Genomic DNA, 22,726 nt, shown 5'->3' on the forward strand with positions numbered 1-22,726 from the left:
TAAATCTGACAAAAATATGCTACAATAAAAGGACAGAATAAGAAACAGGAAAGGAAAAATTATGACAGATCATTTTGACGATGAAAGAGACGAGATCATCGATGGAGATATAACAGAGAACAACGACAGCAATCAGCAGAATGACAGCGAATATGAGAAATTCTGCTTTCTCTGTCATCGACCGGAGAGCCAGGCTGGCAAGATGATCGAACTGCCTAATAATATACATATCTGCAACGATTGTATGCAGAAGAGCTTTGACACTATGACCCAGCAGATGAATAATGGACTGAACCTGAATGATCTTCTGAACATGCCGAATGTAAGCATGATCAATCTGGGAAGCCTTCAGGATGCCATTCCCCATCCGAAGAAAATAAAGAAGAAAAAGGAGGCTGCCAAGCCAGCCATTGACCTTAAGAAGATTCCGGCACCTCACAAGATCAAGGCAAGCCTTGATGAATATGTAATCGGACAGGAGCGTGCCAAGAAGGTAATGTCTGTTGCTGTTTATAACCATTATAAACGTGTTGCTACAGATACTATGGATGAAATTGAGATTGAGAAGTCCAATATGCTTATGATCGGACCTACAGGCAGCGGTAAAACCTATCTGGTGAAAACTCTCGCCAGACTTCTGGATGTGCCGCTTGCTATTGCAGATGCCACTTCGCTTACAGAGGCTGGCTATATCGGTGACGATATTGAGAGTGTGGTTTCCAAGCTTCTTGCAGCTGCAGACAATGATGTAGAGAAAGCGGAACACGGCATTATCTTTATTGATGAGATTGATAAGCTTGCCAAGAAGAAAAATACCAATCAGCGAGATGTAAGCGGTGAGGCTGTACAGCAGGGACTTTTGAAGCTTCTTGAGGGAAGCGAGGTGGAGGTTCCGGTAGGTGCCAACAGCAAGAATGCGATGGTTCCGATGGTTACTGTGAACACGAAGAATATTCTGTTTATTTGCGGGGGCGCTTTCCCGGATCTGGAGAATATCATTAAGGAGAGACTGAATAAGCAGGCATCCATCGGTTTTTATGCAGATCTTAAGGATAAATATGACAACGATCCTCATATTCTGGAGAAGGTAACTGTAGATGATATTCGTGCGTTTGGCATGATTCCTGAGTTTATCGGACGTCTTCCGATTATCTATACGCTGAACGGACTGAATGAGGATATGCTGGTACAGATTCTTAAGGAGCCTAAGAATGCGATTCTGAAGCAGTACCAGAAGCTTCTTGCATTAGATGAGGTAAAGCTGGATTATGAAGAAGAAGCCCTTCATGCTATTGCAGCTAAAGCTCTGGAGAAGCATACAGGTGCCAGAGGACTGCGCGCTATCCTGGAAGAGTATATGCTGGATATCATGTATGAGATTCCAAAGGATGACAGCATTGGACAGGTGATTATTACAAGAGAATATATTGAAGGTACCGGAGGACCGAGAATCCTGCTTCGAGGTCAGGAAATCCCGCTTCTCTCAGTACAGTAAATCCGCAGCTGCTTTTTGGCTGCCTGCACAGGTAACATGTGGTCAACACTTTTTATATAAATAAAGGAGATGGCAAAATGGCACGCGATTTTTTTGATGAATTAAGTGACACGATAACAAGAACAACGAAGGATTTTAGTAAAAAAGCAAGTCAGATCTATGAGACACAGAAGATCAAAAGTAAAATTGCCAGTGAAGAGCAGATGGTGCAGAAGCTGAAGGCTGATATTGGAAACGTAATCTTTGAGAAATACAAGGATGGTACAGAGGTAGAAGATGGACTGAAGGGATTCTGTGAAGAAATCCAGCAGCATTTGCAGATTATTGCAGGATATAAGGATGCGGCAGCTGATTTAAAGGGGCAGAAAATCTGTCCTGCATGTGGCAAGTCTATTGACAGAAGTGCAGCATTTTGTCCCCTTTGTGGTTCTCCATGTCCGAACCCTGAGCCTGAAGCAACAGAGGGAGAGGTTGTAGATTCCAAGACAGAGGAGCCGGTAGAAGCGGAGGAAGGGATGCCAGAAGAAGCATCAGATGAACACATAGAGACAGTAGAAGAGAGCGAGACAGAACCTGAAAATGCTTCTGCCAAAGAAGAAGCAGAAGCTTCTGAGACCTGCGATAAGAAAATGGAAGATGTCGAGGAGAAGTGAGTATGCTTTCACTGAGTATTGCAGGAGGAATTTTTCTGCTGGATCACAAAATTAAGGAGCATGTAGACAGTACCAGGCTTCAGGGAAGCCGCGAGGAAGTACTTGGAGGCAGAGTGATCCTTCGAAATTGTCACAACAAGAACATGGTGTTTGGAAAAATAAAGCTTGATGAGGAAAGCTGTCGTGAGCTTTCCTTAGCAGGTCTTGGCTGTGTGCTGGGGGAATACTGGCATGAGCTTATTCATGGCCGCAGGCTTGGAAGAATGGGACTTGCCATGGTTCTTGGAGGCGGTATGTCGAATTACATGGACCGCAGAAATAAGGGCTATGTTACAGATTATATCAGCTTTAATGTAAAGAACAAGGATATGCGCAGGATGGTATTTAACCTTTCGGATTTTTGCATCGCCGCCGGTACTGTGCTGTGGGCGGTATCCAGCCTGCTTCCTGACAAAAAAAGAAAAAGAGAAAACATATAAACATAAAGAGACATCTCCTTTGAAAGAAGATGTCTCTTTGTGTTTTGCAGGACGCGAGCCTTGATGCTGTTTCTGCTGCTCTAAGTCTCACGTTTTCCTGGAGAGCCGGGATGCAGGGTAAGGACGCTTTACATCAGTACGTCCAAGCAGATAATCCACACTTACCTTGTAGAAGTCAGCAATCCGGCATAATTGTTCAAGAGGAACGCTCCGTTCCCCTCTTTCATATCGCGAGTAAGTGCGCTGATTTACATTCAGATAGTGTGCCATATATGTCTGCGTCAAATCATGATCCTCCCGAAGCTCTCTGATTCTTTTGTACGTCATATTTCATTTCTCTGGTGTAAAAATATAGACCTGGCCGTCTGTATATGGCCATCTTTCTTATTATAAATTGCAGTTTCATTTGACACCTTAAAAAAGACCAGAATGGACTAACAATATAAATTCAAAATTTTTTAAATTTTTTTGAAAATTAGTGTTGACATTCAAGTGAATATGTTGTATTATAATCAAGCAGTCGCGAGAAAGCGATTGAAACATAAGAAATGCAGGAGTGGCGGAATTGGCAGACGCGCAGGCTTCAGGTGCCTGTGGTCGCAAGATCGTGTGGGTTCAAGTCCCATCTCCTGCATTATTTTTTTTCTTTTGTTACGAATACCAGAGATATCTGAGATCCAGTAGCTTTTTTCTGTTGTGCAATTTTTTTTTGCGCAACAGAATTTTTTTTTGCCTGTATTTTATTGAAAAAAGCATTTTGCTATGATACAATCTTGAAGATTTAGGATAAAATACGACATAAGAAAGGGAGATTGTATGAAAGCATTTCTGATATTAGAAGATGGCCATGTATTTACAGGAACCAGCATTGGCGCTGCAAGAGAAGTCATCAGTGAGATCGTATTCAATACTTCCATGACAGGATATCTGGAGGTAATGACTGATCCGTCTTACGCAGGACAGGCGGTTTGCATGACTTATCCGTTAATAGGAAACTACGGAATCTGCTATGATGACCAGGAATCCGCAAAGCCGTGGATCGACGCGTTTATCGTGCGTGAGTTATCCCGTGTTCCAAGCAATTTCAGAAGCGTTGACACGATTCAGCATTTCTTGACCAAACATGACATTCCTGGAATCGCAGGAATTGACACCCGTGCACTTACCAAAATCCTCCGTGAGAAAGGTACCATGAATGGTATGATCACAGTGGATGAAAACTATGATTTAAGCACAATTCTCCCCAAGTTAAAAGCATATACAACTGGTAAAGTAGTAGAAAAGGTAACCTGCCGCGAGAAGGAAATCCTTCCCGGAGATGGTCCGAAGGTTGCACTTATGGACTTTGGTGCAAAACGTAATATTGCTCATTCACTGAACAAACGTGGATGTGAGGTGACTATTTATCCGGCACTTACTCCTGCAGAAGAGATTCTGGCAGATCATCCGGACGGAATCATGCTCAGCAATGGCCCTGGAGACCCCAAGGAATGTACTTCTATTATTAAAGAGGTAAAGAAGCTCTACGATTCCAATGTTCCGATTTTTGCAATTTGTCTTGGACATCAGCTTATGGCACTTGCAACAGGGGGAGATACTTATAAGATGAAATACGGTCACCGCGGCGGAAATCACCCGGTGAAGGATCTTGCGACAGGAAGAGTTTATATCTCATCACAGAACCATGGTTATGTAGTGGATGCCAAGGACCTTGAGGAGAAAAACATTGCGCATCCTGCATTTGTAAATGTTAATGACGGCACAAATGAGGGAATGGCATATGTTGGAAAAAATATTTTTACAGTTCAGTTCCATCCGGAGGCATGCCCGGGACCGCAAGATTCCAGTTACCTGTTTGACAGATTTATGGATATGATGGGAGGAAATAAATAATGCCAAGAAATAAAGACATTAAAAAAGTACTTGTTATTGGTTCTGGTCCGATCATCATCGGTCAGGCAGCAGAGTTCGATTATGCAGGAACACAGGCCTGCCGTTCTTTAAAAGAAGAAGGCCTTGAGGTTGTTCTTCTGAACTCCAACCCGGCAACCATTATGACAGATAAAGACATTGCTGACCGTGTTTATATTGAACCTCTTACTGTAGAGGTTGTAGAGCAGCTGATCCTGAAGGAGAAACCGGACAGTGTACTTCCTACTCTTGGCGGACAGGCAGGCTTGAATCTGGCTATGGAGCTGGATGAAAAGGGTTTCCTGAAGGAGCATAATGTAAGACTGATCGGAACTACAGCTCAGACCATTAAGAAGGCTGAGGACCGTCAGGAATTTAAAGATACCATGGAAAAAATCGGTGAGCCGGTTGCAGCATCTAAGGTTGTTACAACAGTAGAGGATGGACTTGCATTTACCAATACCATCGGTTATCCGGTTGTACTTCGTCCTGCTTATACCCTTGGTGGAAGCGGCGGCGGTATTGCCCATAATGAATATGAGCTTCGCGAGATCCTGGAGAATGGACTTCGTCTTTCCCGTGTCGGAGAGGTTCTGGTAGAACGCTGTATCGCAGGCTGGAAAGAAATTGAGTATGAGGTAATGCGTGACGGTGCAGGAAACTGTATTACCGTCTGCAATATGGAAAATATTGACCCGGTTGGTGTTCACACAGGAGACTCTATTGTAGTTGCACCATCTCAGACTCTTGGTGACAAAGAGTATCAGATGCTTCGTACATCTGCTCTTAATATTATCACAGAGCTTGGAATCACAGGCGGCTGTAATGTTCAGTATGCGCTGAAGCCAGACAGCTTTGAGTACTGTGTAATCGAGGTTAACCCACGTGTAAGCCGTTCTTCTGCACTTGCAAGTAAGGCTACCGGTTATCCCATTGCTAAGGTTGCTGCAAAGATTGCCCTTGGATATACACTGGATGAGATTCCAAATGCCATCACAGGCAAAACATACGCAAGCTTCGAGCCAATGCTTGACTACTGTGTAGTGAAGATTCCGAGACTTCCGTTTGATAAATTTATTACAGCGAAGAGAACCCTTACCACACAGATGAAGGCTACCGGTGAGGTTATGAGTATCTGCCACAACTTCGAGGGCGCGCTTATGAAAGCGATCCGTTCCCTGGAGCAGCATGTGGACAGCCTGATGTCTTATGATTTTACCCAGCTTACAGACGAGGAGCTTCTTGCAGAGCTTGAGATCGTAGATGACCGCAGAATCTGGAAGATTGCAGAAGCAATCCGCCGCGGTATGCCGCAGTCCATGCTTCACGATATCACACAGATCGATATCTGGTTCATTGACAAGATTGCAATCCTGGTAGGTATGGAGAATGCACTGAAGAACAGAAAGCTTACCAAAGAACTTCTTCTGGAAGCAAAACGCATGGAGTTCCCGGACTACATCATTGCCCGCCTTACAGGCAAAACTGAGGATGAAATCAAGGGACTTCGCAGTGAGTACGGCATCAAGGCTGCATACAAGATGGTTGATACCTGTGCCGCAGAGTTTGCTGCTGCAACTCCGTATTACTATTCTGTATATGGTGACGAAGGCACAGAGAACGAAGCAATTGCCACACCGGATAAGAAAAAGATCCTGGTACTTGGTTCCGGACCGATCCGTATCGGACAGGGTATTGAGTTCGATTTCTGCTCCGTACACTGTACCTGGGCTTTTGCGAAGGAAGGCTATGAGACGATTATTATCAACAACAATCCGGAAACTGTAAGTACAGACTTTGATATTGCAGATAAGCTGTATTTTGAGCCCCTTACACCGGAGGATGTTGAGAATATTGTAAATATTGAGAAACCGGACGGAGCGGTTGTTCAGTTCGGCGGACAGACTGCCATCAAGCTGACAGAAGCTCTTACCAAGATGGGCGTGAAGATTCTTGGAACATCTGCTGAGAACGTAGATGCAGCTGAGGACCGTGAGCTGTTTGATGAGATTCTTGAGAAGTGCCAGATCCCGAGACCGAAGGGACACACTGTATTTACCGCAGAGGAAGCGAAGAAAGCTGCAAATGAGCTGGGCTATCCGGTTCTGGTTCGTCCTTCCTATGTACTTGGCGGTCAGGGAATGCGTATTGCAGTAAGCGATGAGGATGTGGAAGAGTACATCGGTGTGATCAACCAGATCGCACAGGAGCATCCAATCCTTGTTGACAAGTACCTGATGGGAAAAGAAATCGAGGTTGATGCCGTATGCGACGGCGAGGACATTTTGATTCCTGGTATTATGGAGCATATTGAGCGTGCCGGAATCCATTCCGGTGACAGTATTTCCGTATATCCGGCAAGAACCATCAGTGAAAAAGCAAAAGAGACTATTGCAGAGTACACCAAACGTCTTGCAAGAGCACTGCATGTCATCGGTATGATCAACATCCAGTTTATCGTTCTTGGAGATGACGTATACGTAATTGAGGTTAACCCGCGTTCCAGCCGTACCGTACCTTACATCAGCAAGGTTACCGGAATCCCGATCGTACCGCTGGCAACCAAGGTAATCCTTGGATACAAGCTGAAAGACATGGGCTATGAGCCAGGACTTCAGCCGGAAGCAAAACATATTGCCATCAAGATGCCGGTATTCTCCTTCGAGAAGATCCGCGGCGCTGATATCAGCCTTGGACCGGAGATGAAGTCCACAGGTGAGTGCCTTGGTATTGCAGAGACCTTCAATGAGGCTCTTTACAAAGCATTCCTTGGTGCCGGAATCCGTCTGCCGAAGTACAAGAACATGATCATGACAGTCAGACCGGAAGAGCAGGAAGATGCAGTTCCGATCGCAAAGAGATTCGAGGCACTTGGATACCGTATCTACGCTACAAGAGGAACCGCAAATACTTTGAAAGAGCACGGCGTTAAGGTAATCCGCACCAACAAGCTGGAGCAGCCTGCACCGAACCTTATGGACCTGATCCTTGGTCATAAGATTGATGTGGTTATCGACATCCCATCCCAGGGCGTTGAGCATCAGAAGGATGGATTCGTGATCAGACGTAATGCCATCGAGACTGGTGTAAATGTTCTTACCAGCCTTGATACAGCAGAAGCTCTGGTAACCAGTCTTGAGAACACAGATGCCAAGAAGTTGAGCCTGATCGATATCGCGACTATCGCCAGAAGATAAGCAGCTGTTAAACAAAAGCTAAATTTTGCGAAAAAAGCAAAATACAAGTTTACGAAAGTCATTTGATGTAATATACTAAAGAGGACGGAGAAATTTAAGTCTCCGTCCTCATTTTGTTCAAGATAAGAAAGGGGTAGAAATGGATATTATCGAACTTTTAAAGGTAATTCTCCTTGGTATTGTGGAAGGAATTACAGAGTGGCTTCCTATCAGCAGTACCGGCCATATGATCCTGGTGGATGAGTTTATTCACCTGAATGTTTCTCAGGATTTTATGGATGTATTTCTGGTTGTGATCCAGCTGGGAGCAATTCTCGCAGTCGTTGTTTTGTACTGGAATAAGCTGTGGCCGTTTTACATAAAGAAGCTTCCCAGAAGAACTCAGATGGCCATCGCTAAGAAGCCGAAATGGGCGCAGGTAATTCTGAATTTTGTTGAGCGCTACTGTGATAAGGACAAATGGATCCTGTGGTTTAAGATCGTGGTAGCATGTCTGCCGACTATCATTATTGCGCTTCCGTTTAATGATTTTATTGAGGCGCATTTCAACAACTATGTTGTAGTAGCCATCGCGTTAATTGTCTACGGTGTTCTGTTTATCATTGTGGAAAACTACAACAAAGGCAGAGAGCCGCAGTGCACAAGTCTGGAAGATCTGACTTTCAAGACTGCATTTTTGATTGGCTGCTTCCAGGTTCTTTCTGTTGTTCCGGGAACTTCCAGATCCGGTTCCACCATTATCGGAGGAATCCTGGTTGGTACCTCCCGTACCGTTGCAGCTGAGTTTACCTTCTTCCTTGGCATTCCGGTTATGTTCGGAGCCAGCCTTCTGAAGCTGCTGAAATTCGGCTTTGGATTTACAGGAACAGAGGTATTGATTCTGGTAATCGGTATGGTGGTTGCATTTGTGGTTTCCATCCTTGCAATCAAGTTCCTGATGGGCTATATCAAGAAGCATGACTTCAAGGCATTCGGCTGGTACCGAATCGTACTTGGTGTGCTGGTTCTGGTTTATTTCATCGGCAAGACCTTACTTGCATAAAATTATATATAAGAAATTTCGGCGTCAGCCTGCAGGGGAAACTTTGAGGGCTGGCGCTTTTTGTATGAAGTTTTTGACAGATTAGGGTGTTTCCTTACATAAGGGAATCGGTTATAATAGGAATTAAGAATTTAGTAAAAACGAGGTGTACTATGGGAAAATATATAATGGCATTGGACCAGGGAACTACCAGTTCCAGATGTATTTTATTTGATAAGAAGGGCAATATGTGCAGTGTTGCCCAGAAGGAATACAAACAGTATTATCCGAAGCCTGGCTGGGTGGAGCATGACCCAAAGGAAATCTGGTCCTCTCAGATTTCCGTGGCTACTGAGGCCATGAGCAAGATCGGCGTGGATGCAGAGGACATCCATGCCATCGGAATCACCAACCAGCGTGAGACAACCATTGTATGGGACAAAAAGACAGGAGAGCCTGTCTATCCGGCAATTGTGTGGCAGTGCCGCAGAACAGCCGATATGATTGAGAAGATGGAAAAAGATGGTATGTCAGAGCTGGTGCGAAAGAAGACCGGACTGATTCCGGACGCTTATTTTTCCGGAACCAAGCTGAAATGGATCCTGGATCATGTGGAGGGAGCAAGAGAACGTGCCCAAAATGGAGAACTGCTTTTTGGAACTGTGGACACCTGGCTGATCTGGAAGCTGACAAAGGGAAAAGTGCATGTGACTGATTACACCAATGCTTCCAGAACCATGCTTTTTGATATTCACCAGAGAAAATGGGACAAAGAGATTCTGGAGTATCTGAATATTCCCGAATGCATGCTGCCGGAGGTAAAGCCGAGCAGCTGCATTTACGGCTATACCAACGAGAATCTGATCGGCGGCAGAATTCCCATCGCAGGCGCAGCAGGAGACCAGCAGGCAGCACTTTTCGGCCAGTGCTGTTTCGAATCCGGTGATGTGAAAAATACATATGGAACCGGATGTTTCATGCTTATGCACACCGGAGATACAGCCGTAGAATCAAAGAACGGACTTCTTACCACCATTGCTGTAAAAGCCGACGGAACGCCCGGTTACGCTCTTGAGGGAAGCGTTTTTGTGGCTGGTGCGGCAATCCAGTGGCTGCGCGATGAGGTTGGAATCCTGGAAAGCTCCCCGGATTCCGAGAAATACTGTCTGTCTGTGTCAGACACAAACGGCGTCTATGTAGTGCCTGCTTTTACCGGACTTGGCGCGCCCTATTGGGATCAGTACGCAAGAGGAGCCATTCTGGGCCTTACCAGGGGCGCAGGAAAAGCCCATCTTGTGCGGGCTACTGTAGAGTCCCTTGCCTACCAGGTGCATGACGTGCTGGAAGCCATGGAAAAGGATTCCGGCCTTGATCTTAGCGCCCTCCGCGTAGACGGCGGCGCCAGCGCCAACAACTTCCTCATGCAGTTCCAGGCCGACCTCTTGGACACCCAGGTAGTCCGCCCAAGCTGCATCGAAACTACCGCCCTTGGCGCATCCTATCTTGCCGGCCTTGCCACCGGCTTCTGGAAAGACGCATCCGAAGTAAAACAAAACTGGCAGATCGGCCAGAAATTTGCCCCTCACATGACCGCCGAAGAACGCAGCAAGAAGCTGAAAGGCTGGAAGAAAGCTGTGAGATGCACCTTTGAGTGGGCGAAGGAAGATGAGACGAATATGTAAGCATCTTAGAAACACTCACTCTTCGTGCAAGCGAGAAGAGGATGAGAAGATAGAAGATAACAGAAGATTGCGCTGCTATACTGCAGGCATATCTGCAGTCCTAAACAAAAATGGCGGATCCATTTAATGGAATCCGCCAAAATAATTTTGTAAAGTGTCCAATATTAGAAATTATGAGACACCTGTTTTCTTTTGTGTATTTCGATTTTTGGCCGCCAAACGAAAGGCTTTCTCCATTGCTGGGGTAAGGGCAGGAGAATCTTCATCAAAAACAATATCCTTTTTGGCAGCAGCTTCTATTTGTTGAATTTGTTCTTTGGTGGGTTGCTGATTTCTATTCAAAGTAACTGTCTTGATCAAAGTAAATACTCCTTTCTTGAAAGACAGGCCACAGAGCAGCAGTGCTCCATGGCCAAAATAGTTTTCTTTATTATACATGTTAAACCCAACTTTAAGTCAAGAAAAATTTCCGGTGCTCCTGTTAAATGTAAAAGTAACTTCCTGATTATAAGACTTAATTCGCCTTCTTATACTTAATATAATTCACTACCATCATAGCCAGCTTAAATGTCAACGCATCCTCAAAGGTCCGGATATCCAATCCAAATTTCTTCTGTAGCTTTTCAAAACGGTACACCAGCGTGTTACGATGCACATAAAGCTGGCGGGAGGTTTCAGAAAGGTTCAGGTTGTTTTCAAAGAAGGTGCGGATGGTAGTAAGAGTCTCATCATCAATGGAATCCAGAGTCTCTTCCTTGAAAAACTCATCGATAAACATCTCGCAGATCTCTACCGGCAGCTGGTAAATCAGTCGTCCGATTCCCAGGCGGTTGTATCCGAAAACATTCTTGCCCGTGTAAAAAATCTTGCCCACTTCCAGCGCAGTGCGGGCCTCCTTATAGGCATCCGGAAGCTGCTTCAGGTCATCCGCAATATTGCTGTAAGAAACCCAGGCAGAAGTCATGGCCTCAGTATTCAGCATGTCTACCAGCATATGAGCAATGTCGTCCAGATCAGAATAATCTTCAGAAGGCTGCAGCTCCCGAAGGACAATAATTCCGGAGTCGTCAATAGCTGTGATAAAGTCACGGGTTTTGGCAGCAAAAATATTGCGGATGGTAGCAAGCGCATTCTCATCCTTGCTCTGTTTGGTCTCTACAAGGAAAACGGTACGTCTCACAGTTGTAGCAATGTGAAGCTTCTTGGCACGGTTAAAAGCGTCCACTTCAGAGTAGGAGCCAAGAAGAAGATTCTGCATAAAAACGTTTTTATCACTTTTCTCCGTATAAGCGGTGAGCAGGCTCTCGATCTGGCAGACAGCCAGTTCCCCGATAGTGGAAGCCGCCTCCGCATTTCCCCACACGATCAGAATATACTGAAGCTGGTGGTTTTCCATAACCTTGTAAAGGCGGCAGTTCATATTGGAAATACACAAAGCTTCCTCATCCTTAAATTCGTCCAGTTTCTCGGTGGAAGGCAGGGCTCTGTCGCAGGTGCTGATATAAATCGTGTTGTCTAAATGAACAAGGCAGAAGTCCAGATGACTGATGTTCTTCCAGTCTTCCAGACATTTCTGGAGAATCTGAAGTAATTTCATAAGGTTGTCTCCTTTGTGAAAAAAATAATAAAAATCCGTCCTAGATACTCACAGTATAACACAAAAAAGCCCCAGGGGAAAACCCCTGAGGCCCAATTTCATTCTTCTAAAAATTAGTTGCAGATAACAAGCTCTGTCTCTTTGTCGAAGAAGTGAGATTTCTCCATATCGAATGCGAATTTGATTGTATCGCCTGTCTTGGAGTTTGTACGAGGATCAACTCGTGCTGTAACCTGAGTTCCGTTTACATCGAAGTACAGGAATACTTCAGCACCAAGAAGCTCATAAACCTTAACGGTAGATGTCATTGGAGCGCTTGGAGAAGCCTCGATGAACATCTGGGAATCATGAATATCCTCTGGACGGATACCAAGAACAACTGTCTTTCCAACATAGCCGCCATCTTTCAGAACTTTCGCTTTTGCAGCTGGGATAACAACGTCATACTCACCAACTTTAGCAACAAGGTCGCCGCCTTTTTCTGCGATCTGAGCATCAAGGAAGTTCATCTGCGGAGATCCCATGAATCCTGCTACGAACAGGTTGCCTGGCTGCTCATAAAGGTGCTGTGGTGTATCAACCTGCTGAACAACACCATCTTTCATAACAACGATTCTGGTACCAAGAGTCATAGCCTCTGTCTGGTCATGTGTTACATAGATGATAGTTGCACCCAGTCTCTGATGGATCTTGGAAATTTCAATACGCATCTGTACACGAAGTTTAGCATCCAGGTTGGAAAGAGGCTCATCCATAAGGAATACCTTAGGATTACGAACGATAGCACGTCCCATAGCAACACGCTGTCTCTGTCCACCGGAAAGAGCCTTCGGTTTACGATCAAGAAGTTTCTCAAGGTCAAGGATTCTTGCAGCTTCTCTAACTGCTTTGTCAATCTGGTCTTTCGGAACTTTACGAAGTTTCAGACCAAATGCCATGTTATCATATACTGTCATATGAGGATACAGAGCGTAGTTCTGGAATACCATTGCGATATCACGGTCTTTCGGCTCTACATCGTTCATAACTTTGTCACCGATCTTTAATGTACCACCGCTGATCTCCTCAAGACCTGCGATCATACGAAGTGTTGTAGATTTACCACATCCGGATGGTCCTACGAAGATGATGAACTCTTTGTCTTCGATTTCAAGGTTGAAGTCTTTAACTGCCTGGAAACCATTTGGGTAAGTTTTGTTAATGTGCTGTAATGATAAGCTTGCCATGATTTTTCCTCCAAATTTCAATACATTATGATAATCAAAATTGTTTCGATGCTTTTTTCATCTGCTGTTAGTATAGCGAAAATGACCTAAAAGGGCTAGGGCAGAATCATACAAACTTTTGAACTGTTTCTTGTCAATCTGACGAAAAAGCGGTAGCAGCAGGGGATCTCCTCTCGTTTATGAACATTCCCTGCAGTGATTTTGCCTGAAAAAGATGGATAAACCAGTCACATTTGCACAAAAACAGGTAGTAGATGTTCAGACCGCAGCCGTGCAGGGGCTCATAATTGCCCTGGCCTTTGGACAAAATCACGTCTGCGCTTTGCAAAAGCTCCTGCGCATGGGCGCTGATTCCATGGAGCCAGGTGCCGCCTACATCGCTGCCGTTTCCCAGTACCGGGACAAGATCCGTGAGTCCGCAAAATTCTGCATCTTCCATGGTGGCGTCGTTTCCAGCCGGCAGACCGCGTACCAGTGCCGTGATCCGCACATTGGGAAACGTTTTCTTCAGAACCGAAATGGCAAGCTTATCCAGGACGATTTCGCCGCAGTTATCGGTAATATATACAACATTGGCAGCTTTTTTCATATCCTGGCAAAAGTTTTTGTACTCCTGTTCATCCAGAGTATCTTTGTTTTCGCTTTTGATAAGGGCAAGGGCAGTCTCTTGGCTGACCTCCGGAAGTGCTGCGAAATCGATGTAGTTGCCGGTGCGGGCATAGATCAGGGCAGTTTTCAGCGGATCCGCAGAATAGCGGATGGTGGAGCGAAGTTCCTCCTCCAGATCCAGCATAAGCTGGTCATATTCTCTGTTGATCTGGGAAAAATCCTCCATAGGGACGCCCCAGAAGGAGCAGTAAAATTTTTTCAGTTCCGTGGAAATGCTTGGAACACAGTCGCCTTCCTTTGGATTGTCGAAACGGCGGCGGATTGCTTCCATATATTGTTTTTTCCTGTCTTCATCATCAAAGTGACGAATTTTCGCTTCCTGCTTGCGAAGCTGACAGTTCATACAGCAGGGATTCAGTTTCATAGGGCCCTCCTTTTGGAAAAATGTGTGGTTAAAGGTCAAAAAAGTGGGAAAAATGATTTTTTTGTTATTATTATAGCAGAAAATAGAGCGGGAGAGTAGCAGTTTGTGCAGATAAAATATAAAAAACAGAGATGAAGACTGTATGTTTTACCCTGGAAAACATATCAGTTCCCATCTCTGTATAGATAGAGTGTGTTTGAAATTGGGTTATTTTACCGCGGATTTCGCAAATTCAGTTGTAACAAGCTGTTCGTAATCGACTCTTTCAGAAAGCTCGCCTGCGCTTTCCAGAATGTCCTGGAGAAGTTCGAAGCTGTCCTGTTCAAATACCAGATTGTCTTTCCAGGTGTCCTGTTCATAATAGCGGGTGACGATGGTGGTGAGAGTATCCAGATCGGTTTCCGGGAACTGCGGTGCGATTACCTGTGCAATTTCTTCAGGAGTGTGGCTTTGCACGTAATCCATTCCCTTCTGAAGGGCGGTTGTAAAGCTTTGGATGACCTGGGGATTTTCATTGAGAAAGCTGGTTTTGGCGCTGTAAGAGGTGTAGGGGACGTATCCGGAATCTACGCCAAGAGAGGCAACCACATAGCCAGCCCCTTCTTTCTCAAGGGCGGTAGCGGAAGGCTCGAATTCCACTGTGAAAGCAGCAGAAGCATCACCTGTAAAAGCCGCCGCTGTGGAACCAAAGTCAATGCTCTGGTCGATTTCCAGATCTGCTGCCGGGTCAATGCCGTTGTTTTTCAGAATATATTCAAAAACCATTTCTGGCATGCCGCCTGTCATCATTATTACTATGTAAATAATCATCCGATAGTTGTTTCGCAGTGGTTTCTGGTGATAAATCCGGCAGATAGTCTTTGGTAAACTGTGCTATTTCTTCTTTTGATTTTATAATATTGTATGGTTTTAACGGATTATCTGTGGATTCAAGAATACCAAGTCCCTTCATCAGTTCAATATATGGAAGTATACTCTGTTTTGTTTTCTTGAATCCCAAATCAGTAATATGCTCTGACAGATATTTTGCAGAAGTAAACTCACGTTCATCCTCAACAATCAGTTTCATCACAATGGCAATAATGGTATTTTCTCTGCGGTTCATTTCATCGGCAGGACTGTAACGGATCAGATTGGATAATCCATATTTCAATGTAATTTCCGGCATTCCATCTTCGTCTACCACAATTTTTTCAATCAGAAGTTCAATATCTCTTCGGTCAAGACTTCCACCAGCAATGATTTTATCTACCACTTCAAGAGCATTCTTCAGTTTATCCTTTACATCCGGCGTTTCTATGGCAGTTTCATTCAGTTCCTTAATCTGCATTTCCAATCCATGAATCTGAGCAAACAAATCCTTCTGCATAGAATCGTAAGTCTCGTTGATTAAATCTTCATTTCCCGCAGCGACCGCAAGATCTTTTACTTTCTGAGTAAGCAGAACTTTCAGTTGACTTTTTCGCTCATTGATAGCTGTGTGCAGTTCCTGCCGTTTTTCCTCTATTGTTTTCTTTTCTGCTTCAAAATCCTTTAAATCATAAGTGGAAATAACTTCACAGAGAGCATTTCGGCACATTTTGATATAGGTCAGAACATCTTCCATCAGGTCGTCTTCTTCAATTAAATGTGCCTTGGAACAATAACGTCTGCCTTTGGTATTATAAGTAGTGCAGATGTAATATTTCCGTTCCCTGCTGGAAGTCTGGCGTTTAATTGGTGTAAGGCGGCTTCCGCAATCCTTACAGAACAGACAACTGCCAAAAGGATTGGGAATCTCTGAACCTAACCATTGCCCCCGGCTTCCCCGATAATTGGTACGGTTACGTTTTTCTTTTAATTCCTGTACCAGAGCAAAGGTAGCCTTATCAATAATTGCCGGGTGATGATTCTCAAAAATACACTGTTCTTCCTTCGGCACACGTTTATCTTTTCCATGAACCGTATTTCTTGCACGTTTTTTCAGACGAAAGGTACCAATGTAAAAATCATTATCCAGTATTTCTTTTATCATAGCATCGGACCATTTAGACGCTACCTGTCTTTTGGACAATCTGCCTTCTTCTATTTCACGTTCACGCTGTATCATAGATGGAGTAGGTGCCCCATGTTCGGTTAAATATGTGGCAATCTTGCGGTAGCCGGAACCGGAAAGATATAAGTCATAAATTTGCTTAATGTATTCTGCTTCTTTTGGTACAATTTCCAGAACAGTCTTATCCTTTTCATTACGGCAATACCCAAACGGTGGTCTGGTAATCAGTGTTCCTTCTTTCTGTCTGGCACCTATGGCACGTTTGATTTTTTTACTGGTGTCTTTAACATATCGCTCATTAAACCATGTTTTAATGCCAATCGTATCGTCACTGGAATCCATAGAATCATAATTATCGTCAATCACAACCAGATGTTTTCCACGTTCCTGAAATTCATCCAGAAGCAACAGCACCTTTGCATTATGTCTGCCAAGGCGTGAAAAGTCTTTGACATATACAGTATCAATATCTTTATCCAGATCAGCCATCATCTGCTGAAATCCCGGTCTGTCAAAGATATAGCCGGAAATGCCGTCATCTTCATACCAGCGGTCAATAACCACACCATGATCTGCTGCATACTGGTTGATAATCAGCTTCTGATTCTCTATGGAAACATAATTCCTTTTATCATCGTCTCTGGAGAGACGGACATATCCTGCATTCATAGACATTCCTTTCTTTGAATGTAAATATATTCATTAAGCACAATGTAATTATATTATATATCTAAAATTTAAAAATGTATATAACAAAATTTTAAGATTCTTAGAAACAGATAGTGTTAGATGCGTTGTTTGATTGCGGAAGCATGTAGAATTTGATATAATTTAAAAAATAGAAACTTAACAAATCGGAATTGACAGAGGTAATGAAATGTTTGAAGAATTAGGAATTAGTTTTGGCACAGCACTAATCGTCTTACTTGCATTATATTTTATAATTAAGTGGGCGGTCAAAAATGGAATAAAAGAAGCCTATAGGGATATTACAGGGAAAGTCACTGCCGAGGATATTGAGGCAGAACAAATATGTAATGAACTAGGTCTTAACGAAGAGGAAAAATAGTTAATAAAGAGAGGTGCATATGCTATGCCAGGTATACTCGTGGTCGAAGATGATGAAAATTTAAATCGTGGAATTACATTCTCACTGAAAAAATCCGGATATGAGGTTTTTTCTGCAGAATCAGTGAAAAAAGCGAAAAGAATTGCAAGTGATAATAATGTGGATGTTACCATTTGTGATGTGAATCTTCCGGATGGGAATGGACTGGAATTTGTAAGGTGGATGAGAAGCAATTATAATACATACATTATTTGCCTTACAGCGCTGGATCAGGAGATGGATCAGGTTATGGGATATGAAGCAGGGGCAGATGATTATATTACAAAGCCGTTTAGCCTTTCGGTACTTCTTTTGAAAATAGAAGCACATTTCCGCCGCAGACAGGAGAAAGCGGAAGCCGGAAAGATGATTTCGGGAGATATCGTATTTATCGCAGGAGAAATGAAAGTCCTGATAAAGAGTCGTGAAATCAGTCTGACAAAAACGGAGTTGAAAATGCTGACTTTTTTTCTTCAGAATCCGAAACAGATTCTTTCAAAAACACAAATATTGGAAAATGTGTTTGATCTGGAAGGGGATTTTGTGGATGAAAATACAATCGCTGTCAATATCAGAAGACTCCGTGAGAAAATCGAAGACAATCCGGCTGCACCGGTCTATATAAAGAATATCAGAGGTCTTGGGTATATATGGAATCAGGAGGTAAGGCAGTGACAAAGAGATATCGCAAGAAGATTACAGTAGTGCTCTCCTTGGTATTACCTGTCATAGTATTGTTTGCAATATTAAATTGCTTTACCACGTATGTGTTTTATGAAGATTATAAATATAAAATGAATCTTATGACAGAGATTGCTGCAAAGGAAGAATTTTCCGGGCTGGATGCTGTTTCGGAATTGCTTAAGGATAAGGATATTGAAACTAACGAACAGGGAAGGCGATTATTGGAGCAATATGGATACTGGGGGAATAAAGGGAATGCATTTTATTCGCAATTCCGGCATCAGGTTATGGTGACTGGTGCTGTAAGCACTGTGATATGCGTGCTTCTTTTGACTTTTTTACTTTATTGGAAGAAAAAAGAAGATGCGTGTCATCAGAAAATTTTAGACCAGTTGGAAGAAATTCTGATCAGATTCCGTGAAAATAAATTTGATGATTTACTGAAAACGGAAAATCATGCAGAACTGGAAAAATTGAATGACCAGCTTGAAGCAATCGGACATCATATTCAGTTGATAAAGGAAGAAGCAAGGGCAGAAAAGGAGAACACGAAAGAAATGGTTTCTGATATTTCTCACCAGTTAAAGACACCGGTTGCAGCTTTGGATACATGTTTTAGTGTGCTGATGCAGAATGACTTAAGTGCCACAGAACAGGAGGAGTTTCGTATCCGTTGTCGGAGTGCTCTGGATGGACTGGAGACATTATTGCAGTCGCTTCTTGAAATATCTAAGATGGAAACTGGACTGATCCAGATTAATAAGAAAAAACTTCCGCTTATGGATACTGTCATATCTGCTGTGAACCGCACTTATCCTAAAGCGGATGAGAAAGAAATTGAATTCGTTTTTGACTATGAAAAAGAGCTGGAAACATGCACGATTATGCAGGATAAAAGGTGGCTTGGTGAAGCTGTGATCAACGTTCTGGATAATGCAATCAAGTACAGTCCGTGTGGTTCAAAAATATTTATCCGGTTACAAAAAAGAAACGATCTTGTAAGAATGGAAATTGAGGATCAGGGAATTGGTATTCCGCAGAATGAGTATCACAAAATTTTTCAACGATTTTACAGAGGAAGTTCCAAGGAGGTCATGGAAAAGAGTGGTACAGGAATCGGACTTTTTCTATCGAGAGAAATTATCGAAAAACACGCAGGTACGATTACGGTAACCTCTGGCAAAAAGAAAAAAGGAAGCACGTTTGTGATTCAATTACCATATGTTGGTTAAATTTTAAGTGAGCAGAAATCTTACAATTCTGTAAGACTTCTGCTCGTTTTTTGAAAGTGAAATGAAAGATTGCCCTGATACAATTTGGATGTAGGTTGAAAAATGACCAAATATATAAACAGGCAAAGAAAGCGCGCTGAAAAGGTACGCTTTACAGAATTGAAAAGGAGGCAACACATGAGTGTGATATTAGAAACCAAGCAGCTTTGTAAGTTTTATGGCGTAGGTGAGAATCAGGTCAAAGCGGTCAATCAGGTGGACATTCAGATTGAGCAGGGAGAATTTGTCGCAATTGTTGGAAAGTCAGGTTCCGGTAAAAGTACATTACTTCATATGCTTGGAGGGCTAGACACCCCGACAAAAGGCAGTGTTACTTTAGCAGGGAAAGATTTATACAGGATGAAGGAAGATGCCCTTGCTGTTTTCCGCAGAAGAAAAATCGGATTTGTTTTTCAGGTATTTAATCTGGTTTCATCTGTTAATGTCTGGGAAAATATTGTACTGCCACTGGGGCTGGATGGAAGAAAAGTGGATGAAGCGTATGTAAATGATATTATTGCAACTCTGGGGATTGAAAACCGGATTTATAATCTGCCAAATCAGTTATCCGGAGGGCAGCAGCAGAGAGTAGCAATTGCAAGAGCACTGGTGAATCGTCCGGAAATTATATTTGCAGATGAGCCGACAGGAAATCTTGATTCTAAGACCAGTGATGAGGTAATCGCTCTGCTTAAGATGACAGCAAAAAAATATGGACAGACAATTGTAATGATTACCCATGATGACGAAATTGCACAGGTCGCTGATCGTATTCTGGTAATTGAGGATGGACAGGTGGTGGATTTTAGATGAAGACAATAAGCAGGATTGCATATAGCAATGACAAAAGGAACAGGACAAGAAGTATACTGATCATGATGTCCATATGTCTGACTACGATGCTGCTTGTGATTATCAATACTGTGGGAAATGGGGTAATTCATTTACAGAAAAGTCAGGCGGCAGGCTCATATGGAAGCAATTATGGTTTGTTTGTTGCAGCAGACGGATCGCAGTTAAAAGAAGTAAACCGCCGTGCGGAAATAGATGCTACAGGCACTATGTGCACCGAAGGTATCATAAAAGGCAATGAAAAAGGCGGGTTTGTCTGCATGGATGAGACTGCAAGAAAAATGCTTCCCTATAATAAGGAATATGAGTTAAAGGAAGGAAAGTATCCGGTGGGAACGCAGGAAATTGCCGCAGGAAGAGCATTTTTTAGTGAAATGGGATATGATGATGTAAAGGTCGGAGATACGGTTACACTGGATTACCGCGCAGGGATGCAGTCAGAATATAAGCCGGAAGAATTTGTTGTCAGCGGAATCCTATATGATCGGGATGAGTATACCATCGAGGCATCTTATGTTGCTTTCGGGTCACAGGAGTTTTATGATGAGCACGTCGCAGAGAATGACAGACAGTATAATATTTATTTTACTTTAAATGATTCTGCAAATGTATCTATGAATAATATTGATTCGGTTATAAAGCAGATTGCAGCAGCTTGTGGGATCGAAGAAAAAAACGTTATAGTCAATGATCTCTATTTGCAATGGGTCTTGCAGCCGAGTTATGAAACGATTGCGGTATGCGGGGTTTTGATTCTTGCAATTGTACTTTTCTCTGTTGTGGTTATTTATAATATTTTTCAGGTCGGTATTGCCAACAAGATACAGGAGTATGGAAAAATCAAGGCTCTGGGAGCGACAAAAAAGCAGATGAAACAACTGATCTTCAGAGAGGGCATTTTTTTGACATTTTTTTCAATACCAGTTGGATTGCTTTTGGGCTTTCTGATTGCAAAATGCGGTTTTAACTGGCTGGTAGAACAGGGGAACCTTGTATCAACCGGAACTGGCTCTATGGGAGTTCAAAATCAGCAGGTTCCTCTGTTTTCCCTGCCTGTTATGCTTCTCTGTATTTTCGTATCATTTCTTACCGTTGCTTTGGCGCTGCGTAAACCAATGAAAATTGTTTCACGGATTTCACCTATCGAAGCAACACGGTATTTAGAAAATGCAGAAACACAAAAAAAAGGAAAACGAAATGGCAGGAAAAATGTCACCGTGTTTTCTATGGCAATGGCAAATGTAACGGGTAATCCCAAAAGAACTATTGGTACTATCCTCACAATGGGTTTTTCTTGCGTATTGTTTGTGATTATCTCTAATTATGTGGGAAATATTGACACGGAGCATGAAGCACGTCTTTCCGTTAATCATGGACAATTTGAACTGCAGCTTGACTATTCTGCTGAGTATGATGAAAGATATCCGGAGAATAATCTGGATACGATTCTGACGGATGATCCATTGAATGATTCGCTGATTGAAGAAATCAAAAGCATTCCGGGAGTAACAGATGTCATGACGAGAGAGATTGTCTCTGTAAATCTGAACGGAACAAGATTTCCGGCTACTATTGTGAGTAAAAAGGATTTTGATTTTATGCGCCAAGAAGGGGATATTGGCTCTATGGACTATGATCAGGCGGTAAAGAATGGTGATATTTTCTTTGGCTGGTCAACGTGGATGGAACAAGATGGATATGCTCCGGGTGAATCCATTGCATTTGACTTTGAGAATGGAAGTGGGACCTATACCTATCAGGGAAAGATTGCAGGATCTTTTGTAAGTGCGGACACTTATCTTGTCATTCCGGAAGGTGTATATCGTTCCATGAATCTGAGAGGAACAGCCTATGGCTATCTGTGGGTGGACTGTGATAAAAAAGATGTGGCATCTGTAGAACAAAGTCTGAATACTTTGATTTCTAATACTTCGCATATAAAAATGGATACTTATCATGCGCAGTTACAATCTGCCGAATTTGCAAGCAGCATGATGAAGCTTGGCTGTTATCTGTTTATGGCTATTGTAGGACTCATCGGGTTTATGAATATGGCGAATACCATGATCATGAATATTACGACAAAAAAGCAGGAATATGGTATATTACAGGCTGTGGGTATGACAAATAAACAATTAAATTTATGCCTGCAGTTACAGGGACTGATTTTTACGGTTGGCACCATATGCGTAGCTTTGATCATTGGTCTGCCGCTCGGCTATGCACTTTTTTCCTATGCAAAACATAATGGAATATTTGGAATGAATATCTATCATGTTCCAATCGTACCAATTTTTATTATGATTTTTTTGGTCGGTCTGTTGCAGATTGTACTTTCCTGTGTTTTAAGCAGTAATCTGAAAAAGGAAACGCTGGTAGAAAGAATAAGGTATCAGGGATAGCAAGTAATATTCGCTGTACTAGGTCTTAACGAAGAGGAGAAATAGATAACTTCCATTTTACAGAAGAATTACGCAAAAAA

18 protein-coding genes, 1 tRNA gene and 1 pseudogene are annotated in these 22,726 nt (G+C 43.0%); 13 read left to right on the forward strand and 7 right to left on the reverse strand.

All coding sequences use genetic code 11. The annotated features are described in order from the left end of the window. Nucleotides 1-61 precede the first annotated feature (61 nt). The 3 genes from clpX to DWZ38_RS12775 all read left to right on the forward strand — a co-directional run bounded on the left by clpX (nt 62) and on the right by DWZ38_RS12775 (nt 2,627). The gene (gene clpX / locus DWZ38_RS12765) at nt 62-1,495 is read left to right on the forward strand and encodes an ATP-dependent Clp protease ATP-binding subunit ClpX (protein ID WP_117853220.1); all 1,434 of its coding nucleotides are present in this window, start codon (nt 62-64) and stop codon (nt 1,493-1,495) included. Nucleotides 1,496-1,572: 77 nt separating this feature from the next. Then, a complete protein-coding gene (locus tag DWZ38_RS12770; RefSeq protein ID WP_117853222.1) occupies nt 1,573-2,148 on the forward strand; it encodes a zinc ribbon domain-containing protein in 576 nt (191 codons plus the stop codon). Nucleotides 2,149-2,150: 2 nt separating this feature from the next. After that, nucleotides 2,151-2,627: a signal peptidase II gene (locus DWZ38_RS12775; RefSeq protein WP_117853224.1), complete on the forward strand. Its 477-nt coding sequence runs from the start codon at nt 2,151-2,153 to the stop codon at nt 2,625-2,627. Nucleotides 2,628-2,714: 87 nt separating this feature from the next. On the opposite strand, the gene DWZ38_RS12780 is transcribed toward DWZ38_RS12775, so the two are convergent. Beyond that, nucleotides 2,715-2,954, reverse strand: coding sequence for a helix-turn-helix transcriptional regulator (locus DWZ38_RS12780; RefSeq protein ID WP_021926312.1), 240 nt, complete (start codon nt 2,952-2,954; stop codon nt 2,715-2,717). Nucleotides 2,955-3,177: 223 nt separating this feature from the next. Here DWZ38_RS12780 and DWZ38_RS12785 point away from each other — a divergent pair. The 5 genes from DWZ38_RS12785 to glpK all read left to right on the forward strand — a co-directional run bounded on the left by DWZ38_RS12785 (nt 3,178) and on the right by glpK (nt 10,438). Next, nucleotides 3,178-3,261 (forward strand) — tRNA-Leu (locus tag DWZ38_RS12785). A gap of 182 nt (nt 3,262-3,443) precedes the next feature. Continuing rightward, nucleotides 3,444-4,520, forward strand: coding sequence for a carbamoyl phosphate synthase small subunit (locus tag DWZ38_RS12790; RefSeq protein ID WP_117853227.1), 1,077 nt, complete (start codon nt 3,444-3,446; stop codon nt 4,518-4,520). Then, complete coding sequence (gene carB, locus DWZ38_RS12795) at nt 4,520-7,735, forward strand: carbamoyl-phosphate synthase large subunit (RefSeq protein ID WP_117853229.1); 3,216 nt, start codon at nt 4,520-4,522, stop codon at nt 7,733-7,735. Before DWZ38_RS12790 ends, carB begins: the two co-directional genes overlap by 1 nt. A gap of 139 nt (nt 7,736-7,874) precedes the next feature. After that, nucleotides 7,875-8,777: an undecaprenyl-diphosphate phosphatase gene (locus DWZ38_RS12800; protein WP_117853232.1), complete on the forward strand. Its 903-nt coding sequence runs from the start codon at nt 7,875-7,877 to the stop codon at nt 8,775-8,777. A 152-nt stretch (nt 8,778-8,929) separates the two neighbouring features. Next, on the forward strand, nt 8,930-10,438 hold the full coding sequence (gene glpK / locus DWZ38_RS12805) for a glycerol kinase GlpK (protein WP_117853234.1): 1,509 nt from the start codon (nt 8,930-8,932) through the stop codon (nt 10,436-10,438). A 171-nt stretch (nt 10,439-10,609) separates the two neighbouring features. On the opposite strand, the gene DWZ38_RS12810 is transcribed toward glpK, so the two are convergent. From DWZ38_RS12810 to DWZ38_RS12835, 6 genes and pseudogenes are all read right to left on the reverse strand, one after another. Further along, nucleotides 10,610-10,876 (reverse strand): hypothetical protein, encoded by a 267-nt coding sequence (locus tag DWZ38_RS12810; RefSeq protein WP_021925814.1) that lies wholly within the window; start codon nt 10,874-10,876, stop codon nt 10,610-10,612. Nucleotides 10,877-10,952: 76 nt separating this feature from the next. Continuing rightward, the gene (locus tag DWZ38_RS12815; protein WP_117853238.1) at nt 10,953-12,035 is read right to left on the reverse strand and encodes a helix-turn-helix domain-containing protein; all 1,083 of its coding nucleotides are present in this window, start codon (nt 12,033-12,035) and stop codon (nt 10,953-10,955) included. 113 nt (nt 12,036-12,148) lie between these two features. Further along, a complete protein-coding gene (gene ugpC / locus DWZ38_RS12820) occupies nt 12,149-13,261 on the reverse strand; it encodes a sn-glycerol-3-phosphate ABC transporter ATP-binding protein UgpC (RefSeq protein ID WP_117853240.1) in 1,113 nt (370 codons plus the stop codon). Nucleotides 13,262-13,394: 133 nt separating this feature from the next. Next, a complete protein-coding gene (locus DWZ38_RS12825; RefSeq protein WP_117853243.1) occupies nt 13,395-14,294 on the reverse strand; it encodes an ARMT1-like domain-containing protein in 900 nt (299 codons plus the stop codon). Nucleotides 14,295-14,501: 207 nt separating this feature from the next. Then, nucleotides 14,502-15,074 (reverse strand): annotated as a pseudogene (locus tag DWZ38_RS12830) (ABC transporter substrate-binding protein); the annotation flags it as partial. After that, a complete protein-coding gene (locus DWZ38_RS12835) occupies nt 15,049-17,004 on the reverse strand; it encodes a recombinase family protein (RefSeq protein ID WP_347519681.1) in 1,956 nt (651 codons plus the stop codon). The pseudogene DWZ38_RS12830 and the gene DWZ38_RS12835, both read right to left, overlap by 26 nt. A gap of 202 nt (nt 17,005-17,206) precedes the next feature. Between DWZ38_RS12835 and DWZ38_RS12840 the strand changes: the two genes are divergently transcribed. From DWZ38_RS12840 to DWZ38_RS12860, 5 genes are all read left to right on the forward strand, one after another. Then, complete coding sequence (locus tag DWZ38_RS12840; RefSeq protein ID WP_117853249.1) at nt 17,207-17,398, forward strand: DUF6019 family protein; 192 nt, start codon at nt 17,207-17,209, stop codon at nt 17,396-17,398. Nucleotides 17,399-17,422: 24 nt separating this feature from the next. After that, nucleotides 17,423-18,112 carry a response regulator transcription factor gene (locus DWZ38_RS12845; protein WP_117853252.1) on the forward strand — a complete coding sequence of 230 codons (690 nt, stop codon included), beginning with the start codon at nt 17,423-17,425 and terminating at the stop codon, nt 18,110-18,112. Then, nucleotides 18,088-19,353, forward strand: a complete 1,266-nt coding sequence (locus tag DWZ38_RS12850) for a HAMP domain-containing sensor histidine kinase (RefSeq protein WP_117853254.1) — start codon at nt 18,088-18,090, stop codon at nt 19,351-19,353. Before DWZ38_RS12845 ends, DWZ38_RS12850 begins: the two co-directional genes overlap by 25 nt. A gap of 177 nt (nt 19,354-19,530) precedes the next feature. Continuing rightward, complete coding sequence (locus tag DWZ38_RS12855) at nt 19,531-20,205, forward strand: ABC transporter ATP-binding protein (RefSeq protein WP_117853256.1); 675 nt, start codon at nt 19,531-19,533, stop codon at nt 20,203-20,205. Next, the gene (locus DWZ38_RS12860; RefSeq protein ID WP_117853258.1) at nt 20,202-22,646 is read left to right on the forward strand and encodes an ABC transporter permease; all 2,445 of its coding nucleotides are present in this window, start codon (nt 20,202-20,204) and stop codon (nt 22,644-22,646) included. Before DWZ38_RS12855 ends, DWZ38_RS12860 begins: the two co-directional genes overlap by 4 nt. The last annotated feature ends 80 nt before the right edge of the window (nt 22,647-22,726 follow it).

The organism is Ruminococcus sp. AF31-8BH, assembly GCF_003460605.1.
In the GTDB taxonomy this organism is placed as follows: Bacteria; Bacillota; Clostridia; order Lachnospirales; family Lachnospiraceae; genus Blautia_A; species Blautia_A acetigignens.